This is a genomic window from Actinosynnema sp. NPDC004786 (assembly GCF_053601135.1).
Genome location: NZ_JBSGBG010000028.1, coordinates 42,749 through 64,491, shown reverse-complemented (window position 1 = coordinate 64,491; position 21,743 = coordinate 42,749). Strand labels below are relative to the sequence as shown.

At 74.9% G+C, this 21,743-nt stretch carries 21 protein-coding genes; 8 read left to right on the top strand and 13 right to left on the bottom strand.

All coding sequences use genetic code 11. From position 1 onward, the window contains the following. Position 1: 1 nt before the first annotated feature. Complete coding sequence (locus tag ACWEFJ_RS23995) at positions 2-1,003, bottom strand: MBL fold metallo-hydrolase (RefSeq protein ID WP_378096584.1); 1,002 nt, start codon at positions 1,001-1,003, stop codon at positions 2-4. 9 nt (positions 1,004-1,012) lie between these two features. Then, positions 1,013-1,291, bottom strand: a complete 279-nt coding sequence (locus ACWEFJ_RS23990; protein ID WP_449715105.1) for a GNAT family N-acetyltransferase — start codon at positions 1,289-1,291, stop codon at positions 1,013-1,015. Between the two features lie 69 nt (positions 1,292-1,360). Here ACWEFJ_RS23990 and ACWEFJ_RS23985 point away from each other — a divergent pair, with 69 nt between their 5' ends. Both ACWEFJ_RS23985 and ACWEFJ_RS23980 read left to right on the top strand, forming a co-directional pair. Next, a complete protein-coding gene (locus tag ACWEFJ_RS23985) occupies positions 1,361-2,383 on the top strand; it encodes an LLM class flavin-dependent oxidoreductase (protein ID WP_378096579.1) in 1,023 nt (340 codons plus the stop codon). 129 nt (positions 2,384-2,512) lie between these two features. Further along, positions 2,513-2,644: a hypothetical protein gene (locus ACWEFJ_RS23980; protein ID WP_378096576.1), complete on the top strand. Its 132-nt coding sequence runs from the start codon at positions 2,513-2,515 to the stop codon at positions 2,642-2,644. Between the two features lie 16 nt (positions 2,645-2,660). Here ACWEFJ_RS23980 and ACWEFJ_RS23975 read toward each other — a convergent pair whose 3' ends face one another. From ACWEFJ_RS23975 to ACWEFJ_RS23965, 3 genes are all read right to left on the bottom strand, one after another. Continuing rightward, a complete protein-coding gene (locus ACWEFJ_RS23975; RefSeq protein ID WP_449715104.1) occupies positions 2,661-2,978 on the bottom strand; it encodes a lycopene cyclase domain-containing protein in 318 nt (105 codons plus the stop codon). Then, entirely contained in the window at positions 2,960-3,304 is a 345-nt protein-coding gene (locus ACWEFJ_RS23970; protein WP_449715103.1) for a lycopene cyclase domain-containing protein, read from the bottom strand. The genes ACWEFJ_RS23975 and ACWEFJ_RS23970 overlap by 19 nt, the downstream gene beginning before the upstream one ends. Positions 3,305-3,438: 134 nt before the next feature. Next, complete coding sequence (locus ACWEFJ_RS23965; protein ID WP_378096568.1) at positions 3,439-6,549, bottom strand: BTAD domain-containing putative transcriptional regulator; 3,111 nt, start codon at positions 6,547-6,549, stop codon at positions 3,439-3,441. Positions 6,550-6,704: 155 nt separating this feature from the next. On the opposite strand from ACWEFJ_RS23965, the gene ACWEFJ_RS23960 reads away from it, so the two are divergent. Then, positions 6,705-8,255: an MFS transporter gene (locus ACWEFJ_RS23960; protein WP_378096565.1), complete on the top strand. Its 1,551-nt coding sequence runs from the start codon at positions 6,705-6,707 to the stop codon at positions 8,253-8,255. A 100-nt stretch (positions 8,256-8,355) separates the two neighbouring features. On the opposite strand, the gene ACWEFJ_RS23955 is transcribed toward ACWEFJ_RS23960, so the two are convergent. Both ACWEFJ_RS23955 and ACWEFJ_RS23950 read right to left on the bottom strand, forming a co-directional pair. Then, entirely contained in the window at positions 8,356-10,365 is a 2,010-nt protein-coding gene (locus tag ACWEFJ_RS23955) for a UvrD-helicase domain-containing protein (protein WP_449715102.1), read from the bottom strand. A 420-nt stretch (positions 10,366-10,785) separates the two neighbouring features. After that, on the bottom strand, positions 10,786-11,340 hold the full coding sequence (locus tag ACWEFJ_RS23950) for a TetR/AcrR family transcriptional regulator (protein ID WP_378095379.1): 555 nt from the start codon (positions 11,338-11,340) through the stop codon (positions 10,786-10,788). Positions 11,341-11,427: 87 nt separating this feature from the next. On the opposite strand from ACWEFJ_RS23950, the gene ACWEFJ_RS23945 reads away from it, so the two are divergent. Next, positions 11,428-12,342 carry an SDR family oxidoreductase gene (locus ACWEFJ_RS23945; protein WP_449715101.1) on the top strand — a complete coding sequence of 305 codons (915 nt, stop codon included), beginning with the start codon at positions 11,428-11,430 and terminating at the stop codon, positions 12,340-12,342. Here the strand turns inward: ACWEFJ_RS23945 and ACWEFJ_RS23940 are convergent. From ACWEFJ_RS23940 to ACWEFJ_RS23930, 3 genes are read right to left on the bottom strand one after another with little or no spacing between them, the layout of a single operon-like run. Beyond that, positions 12,332-13,144 (bottom strand): ABC transporter ATP-binding protein, encoded by an 813-nt coding sequence (locus ACWEFJ_RS23940; protein ID WP_449715100.1) that lies wholly within the window; start codon positions 13,142-13,144, stop codon positions 12,332-12,334. The genes ACWEFJ_RS23945 and ACWEFJ_RS23940 overlap by 11 nt on opposite strands. After that, positions 13,141-14,169 carry a FecCD family ABC transporter permease gene (locus ACWEFJ_RS23935; RefSeq protein WP_449715099.1) on the bottom strand — a complete coding sequence of 343 codons (1,029 nt, stop codon included), beginning with the start codon at positions 14,167-14,169 and terminating at the stop codon, positions 13,141-13,143. Before ACWEFJ_RS23935 ends, ACWEFJ_RS23940 begins: the two co-directional genes overlap by 4 nt. After that, positions 14,166-15,167: a FecCD family ABC transporter permease gene (locus ACWEFJ_RS23930; RefSeq protein WP_449715098.1), complete on the bottom strand. Its 1,002-nt coding sequence runs from the start codon at positions 15,165-15,167 to the stop codon at positions 14,166-14,168. The genes ACWEFJ_RS23935 and ACWEFJ_RS23930 overlap by 4 nt, the downstream gene beginning before the upstream one ends. Positions 15,168-15,404: 237 nt before the next feature. Between ACWEFJ_RS23930 and ACWEFJ_RS23925 the strand changes: the two genes are divergently transcribed. The 3 genes from ACWEFJ_RS23925 to ACWEFJ_RS23915 all read left to right on the top strand — a co-directional run bounded on the left by ACWEFJ_RS23925 (position 15,405) and on the right by ACWEFJ_RS23915 (position 18,803). Beyond that, positions 15,405-16,313 carry an NADP-dependent oxidoreductase gene (locus ACWEFJ_RS23925; RefSeq protein ID WP_449715097.1) on the top strand — a complete coding sequence of 303 codons (909 nt, stop codon included), beginning with the start codon at positions 15,405-15,407 and terminating at the stop codon, positions 16,311-16,313. 81 nt (positions 16,314-16,394) lie between these two features. Beyond that, positions 16,395-17,894 (top strand): hypothetical protein, encoded by a 1,500-nt coding sequence (locus ACWEFJ_RS23920; protein ID WP_449715096.1) that lies wholly within the window; start codon positions 16,395-16,397, stop codon positions 17,892-17,894. A 30-nt stretch (positions 17,895-17,924) separates the two neighbouring features. Beyond that, positions 17,925-18,803 (top strand): methyltransferase domain-containing protein, encoded by an 879-nt coding sequence (locus ACWEFJ_RS23915; protein WP_449715095.1) that lies wholly within the window; start codon positions 17,925-17,927, stop codon positions 18,801-18,803. Here ACWEFJ_RS23915 and ACWEFJ_RS23910 read toward each other — a convergent pair. Further along, positions 18,763-19,146 (bottom strand): DUF4267 domain-containing protein, encoded by a 384-nt coding sequence (locus ACWEFJ_RS23910; protein WP_449715094.1) that lies wholly within the window; start codon positions 19,144-19,146, stop codon positions 18,763-18,765. The genes ACWEFJ_RS23915 and ACWEFJ_RS23910 overlap by 41 nt on opposite strands. Positions 19,147-19,235: 89 nt before the next feature. Between ACWEFJ_RS23910 and ACWEFJ_RS23905 the strand changes: the two genes are divergently transcribed. Further along, positions 19,236-19,805 (top strand): TetR/AcrR family transcriptional regulator, encoded by a 570-nt coding sequence (locus ACWEFJ_RS23905; protein WP_449715093.1) that lies wholly within the window; start codon positions 19,236-19,238, stop codon positions 19,803-19,805. 112 nt (positions 19,806-19,917) lie between these two features. Here the strand turns inward: ACWEFJ_RS23905 and ACWEFJ_RS23900 are convergent, their stop codons facing one another. Together ACWEFJ_RS23900 and ACWEFJ_RS23895 are read right to left on the bottom strand one after the other, a co-directional pair. Continuing rightward, a complete protein-coding gene (locus tag ACWEFJ_RS23900; protein ID WP_449715092.1) occupies positions 19,918-21,093 on the bottom strand; it encodes an FAD-dependent oxidoreductase in 1,176 nt (391 codons plus the stop codon). Next, complete coding sequence (locus ACWEFJ_RS23895) at positions 21,090-21,671, bottom strand: PadR family transcriptional regulator (RefSeq protein ID WP_378095357.1); 582 nt, start codon at positions 21,669-21,671, stop codon at positions 21,090-21,092. The genes ACWEFJ_RS23900 and ACWEFJ_RS23895 overlap by 4 nt, the downstream gene beginning before the upstream one ends. Positions 21,672-21,743 lie beyond the last annotated feature (72 nt).

Sequence of the window (21,743 nt, the reverse complement as noted above, 5' to 3'; positions counted from 1 at the left end):
CTCAGGCGACCGAGTAGCGCACCACGCCGCCGTCCTCGTCGGTGACGAGCAGGCCCCGGTGGACGAGCACGTCGAGGTGCGCGGCCGTCTCGCCGGTGGCGAGCACCTGGTTGAACAGGTCCAGCTCGTCGAACCGGCGGGCGCGCCGCGTCCAGCCGAGCGCGCGGGCCGTCTCGAAGGCGGTGCCGGTGCCGGCCCGGACGGCGTCCAGCGTGGCCGCCAGGCGGTCCTCGTGGTGGGCGAGCAGCTCGTCCACCCGGGCGTGGCTCGACTCGGTGACGGGCCCGTGGGCGGGCAGCAGGCGCAGGTCCGGGTGGTCGCGGACCAGGCGCAGCGAGTCGAGGTAGTCGCCGAGCGGCAGGGCCGGGCGGGCCGGTTCGAAGCCGAGCGACGGGGTGATGTGCGGCAGCACGTGGTCGCCGGCGAACAGCAGCGACGAGTCGAGGTCCAGGAACACCACGTGACCGCGGGTGTGGCCGGGGGTCGGCAGGACCCGCAGCACCCGCTTCTCCAGGGCCAGGTCGCCCGCGTGGAGCCACTCGTCGGGCTCCTCGTAGTCGCGCAGCTCGGCCTCGCCGACCGCCGCGACCACCGCGCGCCACCGCTCGGCCAGGTGCCGCGCGCCCCACGTGACCAGGCCGTGGAGCTGGCCGTCACGGCTGCGGGCGGTGATCCTGGCCAGCGACGGCTGCTCGCCCGCGCCCAGCGCGACCTTCGTGCCGAACCGGCGGCGCAGCGCCACGGCCATCGTGTAGTGGTCGCGGTGGACGTGGGTGACCAGGAAGCGGTGGACGTCCTCGAAGCCGTGCCCGAGCGCGCCCAGCGCCGCCTCCAACGCGGTCTCGCCCGCGTCGAGGGCCCAGCCCGAGTCGATCAGGACGACGCCGTCGCCGTCGTCGACCGCGTACACGTTGACGGTGTGCAGCCCGTCGTTGGGCAGCGGCAGCGGGATCCGGTGCACGCCGGGCGCGACCTCGAAGACTCCGGGTTGGGTCCACTCCATCCCCGGATACTACTTGTCGGTAACCTCGGCGAGTTCGGGGTGCTTCTCCAGGTAGCCGCGCACGAACGGGCACTGCGGCACCACGGCGAGGCCGCGGGCGCGGACGTCCTCCAGCGCGTACCGGACGAGGGTGCTGCCCAGCCCTTTGCCCTCGATGGCCACCTCGGTGTGGGTGAACGTCACCACGCCGTCCGCCGAGGTGTACTCGGCGAAGCCGCCCAGCTCGCCGTCCAGGCGGACCTCGTAGCGGGACTGGTCGGGGTTGTCGGTCACGGACACTGCGGTCACGGGCACGCTCCTGACGTCGGACCTGGGGCTTGACGCTGCCACCGTAGTCGCACGGGGCAAGATTGTCGGATGGACGTGTATCTGCTGATCCTGGGCGATCACCTGCCCAACCCGCGCACCGGTCGGGCGGTGACCGAGTGCGACCGGTTGCGGGCGATCGTCGAGCAGGCCGTCGTGGCCGAGGAGGCGGGGTTCGCCGGGGTGGCGATCGGCGAGCACCACTTCACCCGGTACATCGTGTCCGCGCCGGAGCTGCTGCTGGCCACGATCGCGGAGCGCACGTCGAGGTTGCGGCTGTCCACCGGCGTGACGCTGCTGGCGCACCACGACCCGGTGCGGGTGGCGGAGAACCTGGCCACGCTGGACGTGCTGTCGCGCGGGCGGGCGGAGCTGATCGTGGCACGGGGCGTGTCGCAGCGCACCGACGTGGCGTTCGGCGTGCAGGACGACCTGCGGGCGCGGTTCGACGAGAACCTGCGGCTGCTGCTGCGGCTGCTGGAGGAGCGGCACGTCACGTGGGAGGGCAGGTACCGCAGCCCGCTGGTGGACGTGACGACCCGGCCGCGGCCCGTGCAGCAGCCGAGGCCGTCGGTGTGGATCGGCAGCGCGTCGGCGGTGTCGGCGGACCTGGCGGTGGAGCTGGGGCTGCCGTTGATGCTGCCCAGCACGTTGCGCGACCCGAGCACGCACCGGTCGGTGGTGCGGCGTTACCGGGAGGCGATGGGCGGGGGCGGGCGGGTGGCGTTGCCGAGCCACGTGTTCGTGGCGCCGACGGCGGCCGAGGCGCGGGCCACGTGGCGACCGCACCTGACCGCGTACGCCGAGTTCGCCGACCCGTGGCGGGGTGACGGCGCGGTGGACGTCGACGCGTTGATGGAGGGCGCGGCGGTGTGCGGCGACCCGGCGGAGGTGACCGAGCGGCTGAACCGGCTGACCGAGCTGCTGTGCCTGGACGCGCAGCTCGTGATGGTCGACATCGGCGGGCTGCCGCACCAGGCCGTGCTGGACACGATCCGGCTGTTCGGCGACCAGGTCCTGCCGAACCTCTCCCCCGCCCCGCGTGACGCGATGGACCCGACGACCGCGTCCTGAGCGTTGAATTCAGGGGTCCTGGACGTAGGACTCACGCGTTCTGAACGTAGGACACGCGCGTTCTGAACGTAGGACACGCGGGAGTGGGGGCGGGGGAAGGTGGGTAGTCGGGTGGGGAAGGAGGTCGCCATGGTCCAGCCCCAGCCGCCCGAGCCGCGGCCCGTGCCGGTGCCCGAGCCCGTGCCCCAGCCCCCGGCGGAGCCCAGTCCGGGCACCGAGCCGCCCGTGCCGCCCACGCCGGAGCCGCCCACGCCGACGTGAGCCGGCCCGCGGGCGGTCAGGTCGGGCGGTCGGCGCGGCGGTGGCGTTCCCAGAGCAGCAGGGTCGTGGTGAGCAGGGAGAAGCCGAACAGGTAGTCCTCGACCGGGATGTCCCAGGGGACGCGCAGGCCGCTGATGGCGGCCGGGGCGTAGAGGACGATCGGGTCGCTCAGCTTGGTCAGCCACCCGTCGACCGGCACCTGGAAGGCGAACAGGACGGCCATGGTGAGCCAGTAGGCCCGGCGGCGGAACAGGCCGGTGCGCAGCACGAGCAATTCGGCGACGACCGTCAGCACCACCGACGCCACGGCCGCGATCAGGTACTCCGGACCCACCGCGCGTCCTCCGGTCGTGGCGCCGAGACGACCCGCACCGCCTCGTAGGTCAGCAGCGCGCACAGCGGGATCACCAGGAAGAACAGCAGCTCCTCCACCGGCATCCCGCCCGGCAGCACCAGCCCCAGGGTGAACTTCGCGCTGAACGTCCAGTGGCCGCGCGCGATGGCCACGAGGTCCCACGCGCCGAACACCGCGACCACGGGCAGCAGCGTCCGGGCCACCGCGTCGAGCCGCCGGTACACGCCCGCGCCCAGGCGCTCCAGCGGCGCGGTCAGCAGCAGGCAGGCGATGAGCACCGCCAGGTAGTGCCACCGATCATCCATGCGATTCACCGTAGGGCGGGCCGTGGAGGGCCGCATGACGGCGAACGCGGCGGCGTAAGGGGCCGGCGAGGACGAGGGCGGAGCTGTGGGCGGCGGGCCGGGACAGCGTGCGCGGCGGCGGTGGGGCGGGACGGTCAGGCGGCGGTGGGGTCGAATTCCGACGCGCCGTGCAGGCGGCCCCGTTCGAAGGACGCGGTGAACGCGTCGTCGCCCAGGGCGGCGCGGATGGCGGTGGTGATCCGGTCCACGTCGCCGCGCTCGCCGGCCGGCAGCGGCGCGCCGGCCCGTTCCCGCAGGGCGGCGGCCGCGCCGAGCAGCCGGGCCGCCTGCTCGTGGTCGCCGCACAGGGCGTGCGACCCGGAGAGCCCTTCGAACGCCAGCGCCACCGCGCGCGGGTCGCCCGCCTTGCGCGCCGTCGCCAGCCCTTCGCGGTGCAGGGCGCAGGCGGCCTCGGCGTCGCCGCGCAGCTCGGCGATGAACCCCAGCTCGGCGATGATGAGCGCGACCGCGATGTGGGACTCCAGCCGCTGGTCGTGCACCAGCCACTTGCGCAGCAGCGCCTCGGCCTCGTCGAACCGCCCCTGCCGCCGCGCGCCCAGCGCCAGGCCCAGCTCGGCGAACTCCTCGCCGATCGTGTAGCCCTGCGCGACGGCCTGCGCGCGGGCGCACTCGTGCAGCTCGTCGGCCTGCTCGTGGTCGCCGGTGAGCAGCGCGATCCGGCCGAGGGAGGACAGCTTGTCGGACACCTCGGTGCTCAGGCCCAGCTCCTCGGCGATCCGCAGGCCGTCGCGGTGCAGTTCGGCGGCGCGCTCGTAGTCGCCGACGACCTCGGCGTGCGTGCCCAGGCCGAACGTCACGTGCAGCTGCCCCCACCGGTCGCCCACCTCGGTGAACAGGGCCATGCCGACCTCGCCGTGCCGGGCCATCGCGTCCAGGTCGCTGCGCGCCAGCGCGTAGCGGGTGAGCGTGCCGTGGGCGGCGGCCTCGCCCCACCGGTCGCCGTGGTCCTCGAACACGGCCAGCGCCCCGGCGACGAGGTCGTGGCCGATGCTCAGCTCGCCGATGCCCAGGCCGATGAACCCGAGGAACCACTCGGCCCGCGCCCGCCGGACCGCGGCGGCCGGGTCGGTGGGCCGGGTCGCGGGCGGCGGCGCGACCCGCGAGGCGACGCCCATGAGCAGGTTGAACGCGGTCTGCCACACCCGGACCGTGCCCGCGACGTCCGCCGGGCCGCCGCCGGCCAGCGCCGCGGTCAGCGCCCGCCGCCCCTCGCCGAGCCGGCCGCGCAGCACCCAGTACCAGGCCAGCGACTCGACCAGCGGCAACGCCTCGCCGTGGTGGACGGCGTGGTCGATCGCGGCCCGCAGGTTGGCGGCCTCGGCGTCGAGCAGGCGCAGCCACCGCCGCTGCCCCGGTCCGCGCAGGTGCGGGTCGGCGGTCGCGGCCAGCCGCGCGTAGTGCTCCCGGTGCCGCAGCCCGATCACGGCGACCTCGCCCGCCTCGCGCAGCTTCGCCGAGGAGTACTCGGCGACCGACTCCAGCAGCCGGTACCGGGGCGGGTCGGTGGGGGTGACGGTGACCAGCGAGCGGTCGACGAGCCGGGCCAGCACGTCCGGCACGTCGAGGTCGTCGCCGCCGGCCACGTCCTCGGCCGCGCTCAACGTCCACCCGTCCACGTGCACGGACAGCCGGCGCAGCACGGTCCGCTCGGCGTCGGTGAGCAGCTCCCAGCTCCAGTCGAGCACCGCCCGCAGGGTCCGCTGCCGGGCGGGCGCGCCGCTGTGCCCGGCGGTGAGCACGCGGAACCGGTCGTCCAGCCGGGCCAGGACCTCGTGCACGCCCCACGCGCGGACCCGGGTCGCGGCGAGTTCCAGGGCCAGCGGGATGCCGTCGAGCCGGCGGCAGAGGGCCGCGACGGCGTCGGCGTTGTCCGCGTCGAGGGCGAAGCCCGGCGTGCCGGCCGCCGCGCGGGCCACGAACAGCTCGACGGCGCTGGGCTGGGCCAGGGTGGGCACCGCCCACAGCAGCTCGCCGGCGACGCCCAGCGGGCGTTGGCTGGTGGCCAGCACCCGCAGGTCGGGCGCGGCGCGCAGCAGCCCGGCGGCCAGCTCGGCCGCGGCGGGCGCGAGGTGTTCGCAGTTGTCGAGCACGAGCAGCATCCGCTTGGCGCGCAACGCCTCGGCGAGCCGGCCCGCCAGGTCCGTGACCACGCCGTCGCGGATGCCGACGCTCGCCGCGACCAGCGCGGCCACCTCGTCCGGCGACGCGCCCGCGGGTAACGCGGCCAGCTCGACCAGCCACGTGCCGTCCCGGAACCCGCCGACGAGCTGCCGGGCCACGGCCAGCGCCAGCCGGGTCTTGCCCACCCCGCCCGGACCGGTGAGGGTGACGAGCCGGTCCGCCGCGAGCAGCCGCCGCACCTCGTCCACGTCGGCGTCCCGGCCGACCAGGTCGCCGAGCAGGTGCGGCAGGTTCGTGGGCGGCTCCACCGCGCCGGCGAGCGACGGGTCCTGCTCCAGCATCGCCCGGTGCAGCGCGACCAGCCGCGGCCCCGGTTCGACACCCAGCTCCGCGACCAGCCGGGCCCGCAGGTCGCGGTAGCCCGCCAGCGCCTCGCCCTGCCGCCCCGCCTGGTAGAGGGCGCGCAGGTGGGCGGCGCGGAGGCGTTCGCGCAGCGGGTGGCGGGCCACCAGGTCGCCCAGCTCGTCGGCCAGCACGCCCGGCTCGCCGAACTCCAGCCGGGCCTCGGCCCGCTGCTCCCACGCGGTGAGGCGCAGCTCGACCAGCCGGGCCGTGACCTCCCGGGCGAACTCCTCGTCGGCGAAGTCGGCGAGCACCGGGCCGCGCCACAGCGCCAGGGCGTCCTCCAGCACGGCCACCCGGGTCCGCGGGTCGCCGGCCGCGGCGGCCTGCGCCAGCAGCGCCTCGAACCGCCCGGCGTCCACCGCGTCCGGCGGCACGTCGAGCACGTAGCCGGGCGGGCGGGAGACGACGAGCCGCCGCGCGCCGGGCTCGGCCTCGTCCAGCGCGGCGCGGAGCTGGGACACCCGGGTCTGCAACGCGCCGGAGGGGTTCGCGGGCAGCCGGCCGTCCCACAGGCGGTCGATCAGCCGGTCGGCGGGCACCACCCGGCCCGCGTCGACGGCCAGCTGCGCGAGCAGCGACCTGACCTTGAGCTCGGGAACGCGGACGGGGCGGTCGTCGGACGTCCACGCCATGAGCGGCCCCAGCACCCCGAAACGCACGGTCAAACCGTACCCGAAAGCGACCCGAAGTCGATCTGGACCGTTCCTGGAGCGGCTCCCGACACCGTGGGATTCCGAATGGGCGGATCACCGCCAGAGCGGTCACGCCCGAGCGGCTGCCGCCCGCGCGGTTCGAGCAAGGGGAAAGAAACACCATGTCTGTCGAAGTCGGTGACCGGGCCGGGACCAGGGAATGGCTCGGACTCATAGTCCTGCTGCTGCCGACCGCTCTGCTGTTCGTGGCCCAGACCGTGCTGTTCCTGGCGACTCCGCACATCGCTGCCGACCTGCGCCCGAGCAGTGACCAGCTCCTGTGGGTCAACGACGTGTACGGGTTCGCCATGGCCGGGCTCCTGGTGGCCATGGGCACCATCGGCGACCGGGTCGGCCGCCGGAAGATCCTGCTGCTCGGCGCGGTCCTGTTCGGCATCGGCTCGGTGATCGCGGCGTTCGCGCCGAACATCGGGCTGCTGATCGCCGCGCGGGCGTTCATGGGCGTCGGCGCGGCGGCCGTGATGCCGTCGACGTTGTCGCTCGTGCCCAACATGTTCCGCGACCCGCGGCAGCGGGCCACGGCGGTCGGCATGTGGGCCGCCTCGGTGTCGGTCGGCGTCGCGGTCGGCCCGCTGCTCGGCGGTCTGCTGCTGGAGGCGTTCTGGTGGGGCGCGGCGCTGCTGATCGGCGTGCCGGTCATGGCGCTGGTCATCATCCTGGCGCCGCTGCTGGTGCCGGAGTACAAGGCCCCGAACGCGTCCGGGCAGCGGATGCCCGACATGCTCAGCGTGCTGCTGTCCATGCTCGCGCTGGTGCCGTTCGTGTACGGCGTCAAGGACTACGCCAAGTCGGGCCTGACCGTGCCCGCGGTGGTGACGACGATCGTCGGCATCGTCTTCGGCGTCATCTTCGTCCGCCGGCAGCTCAGCCTGGACACGCCGCTGCTGGACATGCGGCTGTTCCGCAACCGCTCGTTCAGCGGCGCGCTGGGCGTGTGGCTGCTGTCGGCCATCGCGCTCGGCGGCATCTACCTGCTGTTCACCCAGTACCTCCAGCAGGTGGCCGGGTTGTCGCCGCTGGCGGCCGGCCTGTGGATCCTGCCCGCGGCGCTGATGCTGGTGGTGGTGTCCACGATCTCGCCGATCGTGGCGCGCAAGGTGCGGCCGGCGTACGTGGTGGCGGTCGGCGCGTTGTTCTCGCTGGCCGGCTACATCGTGCTGACCCAGGTCGAGAGCGTGGCCGGGCTGCCGATGCTGATCACCGGGTTCTACCTGCTGTACCCGGGCATCGCGCCGACGATGGCGTTGACCACCGACCTGGTGATGTCGGCCACGCCGCCGGAGAAGCAGGGGGCGGCGTCGGCGGTCAGCTCGACGTCCATCGACCTGGGCGTCTCGCTCGGCATCGCGGTGATGGGCAGCATCGGCACGGCCGTCTACCACGCCACGATCCCGTCCGGGCTGCCCGCCCAGGCGGCGGACTCGCTGTCGGGCGCGCTGAACGAGGCCGCGGACATGTCCGGCGCCGCGGCGGAGTCGTTGATCGCCACGGCGCGGGAGTCGTTCACCAGCGGCCTCAACGTCGCCGGCATCGTGGCGGCGGTGCTGGTGGCCGGGGCGGGTCTGCTCGCGCTCACCCTGCTGCGGCACGTGCCGCCGGCCAAGGTGCCCGAGGCGCAGCCCGACGACGCGGCGGCCGTGAGCGCCGCCTGACCCACCCGACTCGTGCCGGGGACGCGGACCGCCGCGTCCCCGGCACGGTGCGTTTCAGGCGCGGTCCGTCCCCGGCACGGTGCTTTTCAGGCGCGGTCCGCTACAGGCGCGGTGCGTTCCAGGTGCGCAGGACGATCAGTCGCCGGGTGGCGCGGGTCAGGGCGACGTACCGCTCGGCGGGCGTCATCCGCTCCGGGTCGACCACGACGACCACGTCGAACTCCAGGCCCTTGGCCGCGCGGGGCGTGAGCGGGCCGGTGGGGCCGATGACGGCGAACGTGCCGGCGGCCGGGCGGAACGACTCCGCGTCGACGCCGGCGACCTCCAGGGGCGGTTCGCCGTGCCGGACCGGCGTCGGCGGCACGGCGGTCGGGTCCACCTCGGCGAGCGCGGCGGCGGCGTAGGCCATGATCTCGGCGGGCGTGCGGTAGTTGACCGTGAGCCGGCGGTACTCCCAGCGGTCGCCGACGAGCGGCGCGAGCACCCGCCGCCAGTCGCGGGCGCCGGCCTCGGCCTGGCGCTGGGCCAGGTCGCCGACGATCGTCATGGACCGGTTCGGGCCGCGCCGGGCCAGCAGCCGCCAGTCCATCTCCGACAGCTCCTGCGCCTCGTCCACCACGATGTGGCCGTAGGTCCACTCGCGGTCGGCGGCGGCGCGCTCGGCGAGCACCCGGTGGTCGGGCGCGGTGTGGCGGTCGGCCAGCCACTCGGCGTCGACCAGGTCCACCCCGCGCAGCTCCTCCTCGTGCATCTCCGGGTCGGTGTCGATGACGTGCAGGACGCCCTGCGCGTACTCGACGGCCTCCCGGCGCGCGGCGGCCGCCCGCCGTTCGGCCGCGCCGTCGGAGCCGAGCAGTTCGGCGGCCTCGTCCAGCAGCGGCACGTCGGAGACCGTCCACGCGTCCGGTTCGTCGCGGCACAGCTCCGGGTGCCCGAGCGCGCGGCAGCGGCCCGCGTAGAAGTCCGCCAGGAGGGTCTGCGGGGTCAGGGCGGGCCACAGCGCGTCGACCGCCCGCCGCACGTCCGGGTGACCGGTCAGCTCGCGGCGCACGTCGGCGGCCAGTTCCGGCCAGTCCACGCCGATGAGGTCCAGGGCGGGCTCGACCAGCGCGTCCACCAGCGCCCGGTGGAACACGGGCCGGGCCGCGTTGTGCGGCAGCCCCGCCTCGCGCGCCCGTCGCCGGGCCCGGTCGGCGATGCCGGCGGTCAGCGGCACGGTGACGTCCTCCAGCTCGATCGGGATCGGCTCGGCGGGCAGCTCCTGCCGGTCGGCGACGGCCGCCGCCACCAGGTCCACGGCCGACCGCGACCCCTTGAGGGCCTGCACGGGGGGCGGGTCCTCGCGGTCGGTGCGGACGCCGGGGAACAGCTCGCCGGGCGTGGCGAACACGACGTCGGTCTCCCCCAGGGACGGCAGCACCTCGCCGATGTAGCGCAGGAAACCCGGGTTCGGGCCGACCACGAGCACGCCCTGGCGGGACAGGCGCTCGCGCTGCGTGTAGAGCAGGTAGGCGACGCGGTGCAGGGCCACCGCGGTCTTGCCGGTGCCCGGACCGCCCTCGATCACCAGCACGCCCCGGTGCGGGAGCCGGATCACCTCGTCCTGCTCGGCCTGGATCGTGGCCACGATGTCGCGCATCGCCGCCGAACGGGGCGCGTCCAGCGCGTCGAGGAGCGCTTTCGAGGTGAGCTGCAACTCGTCGTCGTGGAAGCTCTCCAGGTGCCGGCCCCTGGTCCGGAAATGGCGGCGCAACGTCACCCCCTCGGGGTTGGCGGCGGTCGCGGTGTAAAAGGGGCGGGCGGCCGGCGCGCGCCAGTCGGTCAGCAGCGGCTCGTAGTCGCGGTCCGGGTCGAACAGCCCGACCCGGCCGACGTACACCCGCTCGTCGGCGGTGTCGATGCGGCCGAAGCAGAGGTTCCCGTCCGCCGCTTCCAGGCGGCTGACCTGCCCCGACAGTGTGCGGACGGCGACCTCCCGGTGCCAGCGGCGCTCCTCGCCGTCCTTCAGCGCGGCGTCGAGCGCGGCCCGCGCGGCGGCCCGCTCCACCGCCAACCGGTCGTGCAGGAACGCGATCCGCGCCCGTTCGGCGGCCAATTCCCCGGTGTTCACGCTTGCCCCCTGTGATATACTGACATTGTCGTCGCCCCATCATTTGCCGGCGAAATCAACCTTCATTTCTAGCACGATTCCGCGCGCGTTTCACCGGGCATCGCCCCCGGGCGTGGAATGGTCCGGCGCGGGACATCGGACGAGCCGGGGCAGCGGGGGGCGCGCCGGACGGCAACGCCGTGACCGGGCACGGGCCGGGGAGACGGGCCGTCGCGCGCGGTGGCAGGTCCGACGCGCGCCCGACCGCCAACCCCCCGGCCGGGACGGCTGGGCCGCGCCGGTGGACGAACCCGGCCGGGACGGCTGGGCCGTGCCCGTGGACGAACCCGGCCGGAACGACCGGCCGACCGCCGAATCGCCGGCCGCGCGAGCCGACGGGTCCGGCCGCGCCCGACCGCCGATCCCCGGAGTGGCCCGCGCCTAGAGGGCGCGCAGCGCCGCCGCGGTCTCGACGATCAGGGCGGCCAGGTCCGTCGCGTCCCCGTCCGCCACCCAGCGCGCGAACGCGACCTGGAAGACGGTCACGGCGCTGTGGCCGGCCAGGGCCGCCGTCGCGTCGGCGACACCCCTGGCGCGCAGCGCGCCGGCCGCCGCGTCCGCCAGCGCCGCGAGCTTGAGCAGTTCCCGCTCCCGCAGGGCCGCGTGGGTCTCCACGATCCGGGACCGCCGCACGGCGTGCTCCCGGCGGTCCGCCAGCAGACCGCCGGCGGCGAGCACGCCCGCCAGCGCGGCGTCCAGCGGCCCGGTGTCGGGCGGTGCGGCGAGGATCGCCTCGGCGGCCGCGTGCTCCATGGTCTTCGAGCCGTCGAAGAGGACCTCGCGCTTGTCCGCGAAGTGGCGGAAGAACGTCCGCTCGGTCACGCCGGCGCGTTCGGCGATGTCGCCCGCGGTGGTCTGCTCGAAGCCCCGCTCCGCGAACAGGTCCATCGCGGCGCGGGTCATCCGCCCGCGGGCGTCCGGCTCCCAGCGACCCATGCCGGAAGTGTAGTGATGACAGTCGCTGACATCCCGTGCTACGGTCGATGTCAGTCACTGACATCCCCTGGGAAGGACCCTCGCGTCATGCGCGTCTTCGTCACCGGCGCCTCGGGCTGGATCGGCTCGGCCGTCACCGATGAGCTGCTCGCCCACTCCCACGAGGTCGTCGGCCTCGCCCGCTCCGACGAGGCCGCCGCCGCCCTGGAGGCCAAGGGCGCCACCGCCCTGCGCGGCGGCCTGGACGACCCGGACGGCCTGGCCGCGGCCGCCGCGGCGGCGGACGGCGTCGTCCACCTCGCCTTCAAGCACGACTTCACCGACTACGCGGGCGCGGGGCGCACCGAGCACACCGCCGTGCGGCACATGCTGGACGCGCTGGAGGGCAGCGGACGGCCGTTCCTGCTCGCCTCGGGACTGGCCTCGATCGTCGCCGGGCGGACGGTGACGGAGGACGACCCGTCGCCGCACCACGGCCCGGACTCGCCGCGCGGCGGCAGCGAGAACCTGGCCCTGTCCTACGCCGACCGCGGCGTCCGGGCGGTGGCGCTGCGCTTCGCCCCGTCCGTGCACGGCACGGGCGACCACGGGTTCGTCTCGACCCTCACGGCCGTCGCCCGCGAACGCGGCGTGGCGGGCTACCTCGGCGACGGCGCGAACCGCTGGCCCGCCGTGCACCGCTCGGACGCCGCCCGGCTCGTCCGGCTCGCGCTGGACCGGGCCCTGGCCGGGTCGCGGCCGCACGTCGTGGCCGAGGAGGGGGTGCCCACCCGCGACATCGCCGCCGCGATCGGCGACCACCTGGGCCTGCCGACCGCGTCGGTGCCCCCGGCGGACGCCGAACGGCACTTCGGCTGGATCGCGCGCTTCTACGGCATGGACGCCCCGGCGTCGAGCGCCCGCACCCGGGACCTGCTCCGCTGGACGCCCACCGGCCCGACGCTGCTCGCCGACATCGCCGCCGGCGCCTACGCCGCGCCGGAGGCGACCGCTACGCGGTGACGCGCTGCCGGCGCAGCGGCACGATCAGCGGCGTCTCGGTCTCCGGGTCGTCGATCACCCGGCACGGCAGGCCGAACACGTCCTCCACCAGCTCCGCCGTGACGATGTCGACCGGCCTGCCCTGCGCCACCACGCCCTCGCCCGGCTTCATGGCGATCAGGTGGGTGGCGTAGCGGCACGCCTGGTTGAGGTCGTGCAGGACGGCGACGAGCGTGTGCCGGCCGTCCTCGTGCAGGGCGGCGCACAGGTCGAGCACCTCGATCTGGTGCGCGATGTCGAGGAACGTGGTCGGCTCGTCCAGCAGCAGGATCGACGTCTGCTGCGCCAGCACCATCGCGAGCCACACCCGCTGCCGCTGGCCGCCGGACAGCTCGTCCACCAGCCGGTCGGCCAGGTCGTGCACGCCGGTCAGCCGCATCGCCTCCGCGGTCACCGCCTCGTCCTCGGCCGACCACTGGCGCAGCAGCCGCTGGTGCGGGTAGCGGCCCCGCGCGACCAGCTCGCCGACCGTGATCCCGCCGGGCGCGATCGACGACTGCGGCAGCAGGCCGAGCCGGCGCGCGACCTCCTTCGAGCGGTACGTCGAGATCGCCTGGCCGTCCAGGTAGACGGCGCCGGCGCGCGGCTTGAGCATGCGCGCCAACGCCTTGAGCACGGTGGACTTGCCGCAGGCGTTCGGGCCCACGATCACGGTGAAGGAGCCGTCCGGGATCTCCACGTCCAGCCCGGACGCCACCACGCGCTCGTCGTAGGACAGCGTCAGGTCCGCGCCGCGCAGCCGTCCGGTCGTCGGCAGCGTCATGTCCTGCTCCCCTTCCGCCACTCGTGGGCCAGCAACCACATCAGGTAGAGCCCGCCGATCGCGCCGGTCGCGATGCCGACCGGCAGCTGGCTCGTCGGGAACAGCCGTTGCACCGCCAGGTCGCCGACGACCAGCAGCAGGCCGCCCATCAGCGCCGACGCGGCCAGGCCGGGACCCGACCCGCCGGTGAGCCGCCGGGCGAGCTGCGGCGCGGCCAGCGCGACGAAGCTGATCGGCCCGGCGGCGGCCGTGGCCACGGCGGCCAGGCCCACGCTCACCGCGAGCAGCGCCAACCGGGTGCGCTCGGCGGGCACGCCGAGCCCCGTCGCGGCGCTGTCGCCCATCTCCAGCAACGCCAACCGGCGTCCAAGCCCCCACGCGCACGGCAGCAGCGCGGCCAGCACGACCGCGACCACCTGCGCCTGGTCCCAGCCCCGGTTGTTCAGACCGCCGACCAGCCACGTCTGCGCGGCCACCGCGCTCTCCAGCGTGGCCCGGGTGATCAGGTAGGAGTTCACCGAGAGCACCATGGCGCTCACGCCGATGCCGACGAGCACCAGCCGGAACCCCTGCACGCCCTGCTTGAGCGCGAGCAGGTACACGGCGGTGGACGCGAGCAGGCCGCCCGCGGTCGCGCCGAGCGCGGTGGCCGCCATACTGCCCTGCGCCAGCACGATGACCGCGATCGCGCCGGTCGCCGCGCCCTGGGTGAAGCCGATGATGTCGGGGCTGGCCAACGGGTTGCGGGACAGGCTCTGCAGGATCGCGCCGCTGAGCGCGAGCGCCGCGCCGACCAGCAGCCCGGTGATCAGCCGGGGCAGGCGAAGCGTGAACACCACGAAGTCGGCGTAGCCGTCGCCCTGCCCGGTGACGGTGGCCAGCACCTCGCCCACGGTGAGCGGGAAGTCGCCGGTGACCATGGTGACGACGGCCGCGACCACGATCGCCAGGACGAGGGCCGCGCCGACGGCCAGGGCGCGTTCGCTGACCCGCAGGGAGACGGCGGGCGTGCGGATGGTCCTCACAGCGCGGCCAACTTCCGCCGGCGGCACAGCGCGATGAACACGGGCGCGCCGATGAACGCGGTGATGATCCCGACCTCCATCTCCTGTGGCGCGATGACCACGCGGCCGACGACGTCCGAGCCCAGCAGCAGGATCGGCGAGAGCACCGCGGAGTACGCCAGCACCCAGCGCTGGTCGCCGCCGCCGATCATGCGCGCCACGTGCGGCACGGTGAGGCCGACGAACGCGATGGGCCCGGCGGCGGCGGTCGCGGCGCCCGCCATGAGCGTGACCGCCAGGACCCCGAACGCGCGGGTGCGGGTGACGTTCGCGCCCAGCGCCCGGCCGGTGTGGTCGCCCAGCGCGAGCACGTTGAGGCTGCGGCCGAGCAGGAACGCGATCAGGACGCCCGGCAGCACGAACGGCGAGATCCGGCCGATCAGCTCGAAGTCGCGGCCGGCGAGCGAGCCGACGTTCCAGAACCGGAACGAGTCGAACGTGTGCGTGAACAGCAGCAGGATCGCCGAGACGTAGGCGTACAGCACGGCGGTCAGCGCCGCGCCGCCGAGCACCAGCCGGTCCGGGGTGGGCGTGCCGCGACCGGCCGCGCCGAGGACGTAGACGACGGTCGCCGTGCCCGCCGCGCCGGCCAGCGCGAACCACACGTACCCGGCGGGGCTGGTGATGCCGAAGAACGCGATGGCGGACACGATCGCCGCGGCCGCGCCCATGTTCACGCCGAGCAGGCCGGGGTCGGCGAGCGGGTTGCGGGTCAGCGCCTGCATCACCGCGCCGGACAGGCCCAGCGCCGCGCCGACCAGCAGGCCCAGGACGGCGCGCGGCACGCGCACGTCGCGCACGATCGCGGCGTCGCCCGTGCCGTCGTCGCGGAGCAGCAGGGCGAAGGTGTCGGCGAACGGGATGCTCTTGGTGCCGATCCACAGGCTGAGCAGCACGACCAGGCCCAGCACGCCGATCGACACCAGCAGGCCGACCCCTCGCACCGCTGCGCGCGACACCCGCACCTCCCGGAAGTTTAGGTAAGGCTAACCGACACGGCGGCCGTGTCGATCGTCCGGGCAGCGGGTCGCGGGCTTCGTCGGGCGGCGCCGGCGCGACGACCGCGCGGTGATGCCGTGCCGCCGGACGACCTCCGACCACCGGGAGGGGCGCACCGCGCGCCGCCGCGCGCCGGGTGGTCCACACTCGGCCGCCGGGGCGGCGGGTCGTCCCCGGGCGTTTCCGGAGGGAAGAACGTGAAAGCCGTTGTGCTGAGCCGGTTCGGCGGGCCGGAGGAGCTGCGCCCGGCCGAGGTGGACGTGCCCGGGCCCGGTCCCGGGCAGGTCCGGGTCCGGGTGCGGGACGTCGGGGTGAACCCGTTCGACGTGAAGGTGCGCTCCGGCGCGATGGAGGCCGTCTTCCGCACGCCGCTGCCGACCGTGCTGGGTTCCGAGGTGGCGGGCGTGGTCGACGCGGTCGGGCCGGGCGTCACCGGTCCGGCGGTCGGCGACGAGGTGTTCGGCTGGTCCGACACCGGCGCGTACGCGGAGTACGCGCCGGCGAGCACGGTCGCGCGCAAGCCGGAGGGCCTGCCGTGGGAGCACGCCGTCGCGCTGCCCGTGGCGGCCGAGACCACCGACCGCGTGCTCGGCCTGCTCGGCGTCCGCCCCGGCGAGACGCTGCTGGTGCACGGCGCGGCCGGCGGCGTGGGCACGGTCGCCGTGCAGCTCGCCGTGGCGGCGGGCCTGCGGGTCATCGGCACGGCGGGCCCGGACAACCAGGCGCACGTCGCCGCGCTCGGCGCCACGCCCACCACGTACGGCGAGGGCCTGGTGGAGCGGGTGCGGGCGTTGGCGCCCGAGGGGGTGGACGCGGTGTTCGACGTGGCGGGCAAGGGCGCGTTGCCGGACTCGATCGAGCTGCGCGGCGGCACGGACCGCATCGTCACCATCGCCGACGGCGCCGCCGCCGAGCTGGGCGTGGTGTTCACCGGCGGCCCGGCGCGGCGGTCGGCCGAACGCCTCGCCGAACTGGCGGACATGGCCGCCCGGGGCGCGTTGACGACCGTCGTGGCGGCCACGTTCCCGCTGGTGGACGCGGCCGAGGCGCACCGGGTGAGCGCCGCCGGCCACGCGCGCGGGAAGCTCGTGCTGACCGTGCCCTGACCCGAACCACCTCTGGACACTTGCTCACACCTGCCTGTAACACATGGTTAACAAGTACCGGCAGGAGTCCGAGGAGGTCCGATGGCGGCACGGGACATGGATCGACGCGCGCTGCTGCGCCACGCCGGGGCGGCGGGCGCGGTCGGTGCGTTCGCCACGCTCTTCGGTAACGTGCCCGCGATGGGTCAACCGTCCACGACTCCGTTCGACCTGCACTTCGCGGTGTCGCACAAGTACCGCCCGTTCGACCTGATCGCGCCGCGGTTCGTGCAGTACGACAGCGCGCTCACCCCGCCGCCGGCCGCCCCCGGCGCGATCGTCGGCACCGGGGTGCGGCCCCGCGCGCCGTTCGGGTCGGTGCTGGTGGAGGTGCGCCGCGCCGAGGGCGTGGTGGTGGCCGGGTTGTCGGGCGAGGGCACGTCGGTGCTCGGCACGCTCGACCCCGTCGCCGGCAAGGCCGCGATCGAAGTGACGGTGGGCGGCACGACGACCGTGGTCAAGTCCGCCGACGTGCGGGTGGGCGGCGCGTTCCGGTTCGCCGTGGTGGTCAACGAGAACGCGGTCACGGTCCTGGTCGACACCACCGGCACGGGCGCGGGCTGGCAGCCCGTGCTGACCGAGCGCGACGGCGTGCGGGCGCTGGTCGACCTGCGGGTCCCCGCGGTGCTGGGCTCGCTGGAGTACGCCTACGGCGGGCGTGGCGGCGACGTGCGGCTGGGCCGGGTGCGGGCCGGCTACTTCGGGCAGGCCGGGGTGCGGGACCCGCACGTCGTGCAGCACGCCGACGGCCGGCCGTTCATCCGCTCCGGCAAGCTCTACCTCACCATGACCAACGCCGGGCTGGGCTTCTTCCAGCAGGCGCACTGGGCGGTGTGGACGATCGACCTGGCCGACCCGTCCCGGCTGGAGCAGGTCGCGGTCCTGTTCTTCGAGCGCGACGGCGTCGTGCTCGGCGACCACGCCGGCCAGATCGTCTACGACGACCGGACCGGCCGGTTCATCGTGCTGATGAGCTCGTGGGGCGACTTCGCGTTCCGCGGCGTGCACATCCGCCACCTCACGACGACCGCGAACGTGCTCAGCGGCGTGCACGTCCTGCGCAGCGAACGGCTGCCGCTGCCGACCGCGGTCAGCTCGTGGGACCCCGCCCTGACCAGGATCGACAACCGCTGGCACCTGGCGTTCGTGGAGAGCGAGGCGCAGCAGCCCGCGTTCGTGTTCCACCCGGCGCTCGCCGTCGCCGCCCCCGGCGCGGACTACACCGCGACGCGGCTGGTCGGCGCGGACACCTCGGTGGACCAGACCGAGGGCACGATCATCCAGCGGGTCGGCCGCGAGTGGTACGTCTTCGCCGGCGACGGCGACGCCCGGCGCTACCCGGTGTACGACCGGGCGATGCGCGAGCTGGGGACGCTGGACGCGCCGTTCGGCACGAACATCCCGCACCCGATGCTGCTGCCGGTCGGCCGCGAGTGGTGGCTGATCACGTTCGACGGCACGCAGTACGCCGAGGACGTGCTGGGGTACGGCGGCCACGGCGACCTGATCGTCATGCGCAGCCCCGCACCCGGCCGCGGGTAGCCCGGCCCCGGTCTTTGGCATGCTCGCACCGTGACGGGCGACGAGATCGACATCGCGTTGGAGGCCCTGGCCGAGGGCGACCTCGACCGGGCGCGGGACGCGGTCCGCGGCCGGGGCACGCCGCTGGCCGCGGCGCTGGCCGAGCACCTGGCGGCGGTGCGGGAGGGGTCGGTGTACGACCGGCCCGACGCGTTCGGGGCGTTCATCGACGGCGGCGGCAACGTGGGGCTGTACCGGGCGGTGACCGCGGCGCTGGGCCGGCTCTACGCCGAGGTCGCGCCGTCGAGCCTGCTGGACGTGGGCTGCGGCGACGGGCGGGCGCTGCGGCCCGCGCCGGCCTCGCCGCACGCGCCGGCGTCGGTGACGCTGGTCGAGCCGTCGGCGGCGTTGCTGGCCGCGGCGGTGCGGGCGTTGGCCGGGTTCGACGTGGACGCCCGGCACACCCGGGTGGAGCCGTTCGCCGCCGGGCTGGCCCCCGACGCGGTCTACGACCTGGCCCAGTCGACGTTCGCGCTGCACGCGCTGCCGCACGGGGTGCGCGACCGGGTGCTGGCCGACCTGGTCGGGCACGTCGGCGTGCTGGCCGTGGTCGAGTTCGACGTGCCGGACCTGCCGCACGCCGGCCCCGACCACCGCCGGTTCCTGGCCGACGCCTACGAGCGCGGGCTGGCCGAGTACGACGCCGACCGCGACCTGGTGGCGCGGGGGTTCCTGATGCCGGTGCTGACCGGGCAGCTCGTGCCGGGCGCGACCCGGGCGACGTGGGAGCAGCCCGCGGCGCGGTGGGCCGAGCAGGTCGAGCGGGCCGGGTTCACCGACGTGCGGGTCACCCGGCTGCACGACTACTGGTGGTCCCCCGCGTTCCTGCTCACCGCTTCCGGGTCTCCCACAGCAGCGACGCGGCGGTGAGGAGCACCAGCACGGCCGCCGAGCCGTGCACGGCCAGCGCGTAGGCCACCGTGCCGCCGTTGGTGACCACCGCGACGCAGTCGCCGACGGGGATGACCGCGTCGGCCAGCACCACCCAGCCCAGGGCGCGGCGCTGCTTCAGCAGCAGCAGGACGAGCGCGGTCAGCCCGTAGGCGAGGTCGCGGACGCCCTTGACCACGAAGTACCCGTTGCCCTCCGGCCACGGGTCGATGCCGAAGCCCGCCGCCGAGCCCTGCGGGTCGAGGAGGAAGCCGAGGCCGAAGGAGAAGCCCGCGAGGACGACGAGCGCGGCGAGGACCGTGTTGATCCGGTGGTGGGTCATGACCCGACTCCAGGTGCTAGCAGTGCTAGGTACGAGAGCGACACTATCTTCAATCGCGCTCGAATGTCTAGCACTGCTAGAATCGGTGCGTGTCCATCCAGGAGCGCCGCGAACGCGAACGCGCCGAACGCCACCGGCTGATCGTCGACGCGGCCCGCGAGCTGGCCGAGGCGGAGGGGTGGGACGCGGTCACCACCCGCCGCCTCGCCGACCGGGTCGAGTACAGCCAGCCGGTCCTCTACAGCCACTTCAAGGGCAAGGATGCGATCGTGCGGGCCGTGGCCGTGCAGGGCTTCCGCGACCTGACCGAACGGATGCGCGCCGCGCGGGCCTCGGGCGGCACGCCGGCGGCGTCGCTGCGGGCGGCGGCGGAGGCGTACCTCGACTTCGCCGCGACCCGGCCCGCCCTGTACGACGCCATGTTCGTGCGGGAGGTCGACCTCTCGTTCGGCACCGCCGAGACGCCGCCCGAGCTGCGGGAGGCGTTCGGCGAGTTCGTGGCCGTCGTGACGCCGGTCGCCGGGGACGACGACGTGGAGACGCTCGTCGAGGTGCTCTGGGGCGCGCTGCACGGCCAGGCCACCCTCGACCACGGCCACCGCCTGCGCCCCGACCACCGCCGGGCCCGCCTGGACCTGCTGCTGAGCCGGTTCTCCTGAGCGGCTGTCACGAACGGCGCCGTGGTGACCCCGGACGGCGGCCGCCGGTGATCCCGGGGCTGTTGCGCCAGGCGTGGCTCGGCCGCCGACACGCCGCCCTCGGCAACAAGGGCTACGCGTGGCTCAGGGTGTCGTCCCACTCGATCCGGTGGTCGAACTGCCAGGTGAACTTCGCCGGGTCGGCGAACCGGAACACCAGCGGCAGCAGGGCGTCGCGGACCAGGCGGCCGACCGGGCCGGCGGCCTTGTCCCGGTTCGTCCGCGCGGCCTGGGCGATGATCCGCTCGACCCGGTCCCGGCGCAGCCGCTCGTAGGCCCGGAACGCCTCCTCGTGCGGCAGGTCGCGCAGGCAGCGGGCCAGCTGGACGGCGCTCTCGAACGCCAGCGACGCGCCCTGGCCCGAACTCGGCGACGTGGCGTGCGCGGCGTCGCCGACCAGCACCATCCTGCCCCGGCTCCACCGCGGCACGCGCGGCACGTCCTCCAGCGCGCCGGTGACCACGAGGTCGGCCGGGTCGGTGGCGGCGACCAGCCGCGCGGCCGGGGTGCGGTCGGCGGCGAACGCCTCGCCCAGCACCTCCAGCCACCGCCCCGGGTCCGTGGCCCGCGCCTCGGCCGTGGTCAGCGGGGTCTTGCGGGGCAGGTTCGCGAACCAGCCGCCGGAGCCGTCGGCGTGCACCTGGTAGCCGAAGAACGCGCGCTTGCCCGACACGAGCCGCATCGCGCCGCCGGTCGGCGGTTCGCCGGTGCGCGCCAGCCGCGCGCCGAAGCCGAGCAGGCCGGCGTAGCGCGGTCCGGGCGCGGCCGGGTCGATGATCCGGCGCACGGTCGACCGGATGCCGTCCGCGCCGACCAGCAGGTCCGAGGCCGCCTCCGTGCCGTCGGCGAAGCGCGCGGTGACGTGGGTGCCGCGGTCCGCGGCGTCGACCAGCTCCTTGCCGTGCTCGACGGCGATGCCGCGCCGGGCGGCCTCGTCGCGCAGCACGCGGTACAGGTCCGAGCGCCACACCAGCAGCTGGGGCGGTTCGCCGCCGAACCGGCCGAGCGTGCGGCCGGTCCAGCTCTGCAGCTCCATCGCGGTCATCGGCGTGCCGACCTCGCGCACGGCGTCGGCCAGGCCCAGCACCTCCAACGCCTGCAGCCCGTTGGGCGCGATGCTCAACGCGCCGCCGGAACCGTCGGCCGTGCGGTCGTACCGCTCGTGGACGCTCACCTCGATCCCGGCCTTGCGCAGTGCCATCGCGGCGACGGGCCCGCCGATGCCGCCGCCGATCACGGTCGCCTTCATCTCTCCCCCTCGTGGAAGCCCGCCCACAGCGGGCGCCAGTCCTCGATCCGCGCCAGGAAGTGCCGGACGAACGCCATTTCGGCGGTCAGCAGGGCGACCCGGTACTCCTCCTCCACGAGGAACAGCGGGTGCGCGTCGGCGCCGGCGATGATCGCCTCGGCCTCCGCCGCCTGCCGGCGCAACCCCTCCAGCCGGTCGCGCAGGAGTGCGGCGACCTCGTCCGGGTGCAGCGCCGCGATCAGCGACAGCGCCGCGACGAACCGCGGGTGCTCGTGCGCCGGCTCGGCCACCAGCTCGCGCATCCAGTCCCGCAGCTCCGCGCGGCCGGCATCGGTCAGCGCGTAGACCGTCCGCTCCGGCCGCTGCCCTTCGCGGGACGTCTCGTGCGCCACGATGAACCCGGCCTTCGCGAGCTGGCCGAACACCATGTAGAGCGAGCCGTGGGTGAACTTGATGCTGCGGTCGTCCCCGTGCGCCCGCATGAGCCGGCTCAGCTCGTACGGGTGCATCGGTCCGCGCACCAGGTAGCCGAGCACCGCCAACCCGAGCAGGTTGCCCACCTTCCGCTTGGACGCCACGCCCACCTCCTAGTCAGTCCTGACTATCCAACACCGGATAGTCAGAGTCAACTATTCGAGTGGGCGCGAAAG

Excerpts from the sequence above, each read along its gene's own strand:
- ACWEFJ_RS23995 (WP_378096584.1), bottom strand. The coding sequence starts at position 1,003 with ATGGAGTGGACCCAACCCGGAGTCTTCGAGGTCGCGCCCGGCGTGCAC.
- ACWEFJ_RS23985 (WP_378096579.1), top strand. The coding sequence starts at position 1,361 with ATGGACGTGTATCTGCTGATCCTGGGCGATCACCTGCCCAACCCGCGC.
- ACWEFJ_RS23980 (WP_378096576.1), top strand. The coding sequence starts at position 2,513 with ATGGTCCAGCCCCAGCCGCCCGAGCCGCGGCCCGTGCCGGTGCCCGAG.
- ACWEFJ_RS23970 (WP_449715103.1), bottom strand. The coding sequence starts at position 3,304 with ATGGATGATCGGTGGCACTACCTGGCGGTGCTCATCGCCTGCCTGCTG.
- ACWEFJ_RS23960 (WP_378096565.1), top strand. The coding sequence starts at position 6,705 with ATGTCTGTCGAAGTCGGTGACCGGGCCGGGACCAGGGAATGGCTCGGA.
- ACWEFJ_RS23950 (WP_378095379.1), bottom strand. The coding sequence starts at position 11,340 with ATGGGTCGCTGGGAGCCGGACGCCCGCGGGCGGATGACCCGCGCCGCG.
- ACWEFJ_RS23945 (WP_449715101.1), top strand. The coding sequence starts at position 11,428 with ATGCGCGTCTTCGTCACCGGCGCCTCGGGCTGGATCGGCTCGGCCGTC.
- ACWEFJ_RS23940 (WP_449715100.1), bottom strand. The coding sequence starts at position 13,144 with ATGACGCTGCCGACGACCGGACGGCTGCGCGGCGCGGACCTGACGCTG.
- ACWEFJ_RS23920 (WP_449715096.1), top strand. The coding sequence starts at position 16,395 with ATGGCGGCACGGGACATGGATCGACGCGCGCTGCTGCGCCACGCCGGG.
- ACWEFJ_RS23910 (WP_449715094.1), bottom strand. The coding sequence starts at position 19,146 with ATGACCCACCACCGGATCAACACGGTCCTCGCCGCGCTCGTCGTCCTC.
- ACWEFJ_RS23900 (WP_449715092.1), bottom strand. The coding sequence starts at position 21,093 with ATGAAGGCGACCGTGATCGGCGGCGGCATCGGCGGGCCCGTCGCCGCG.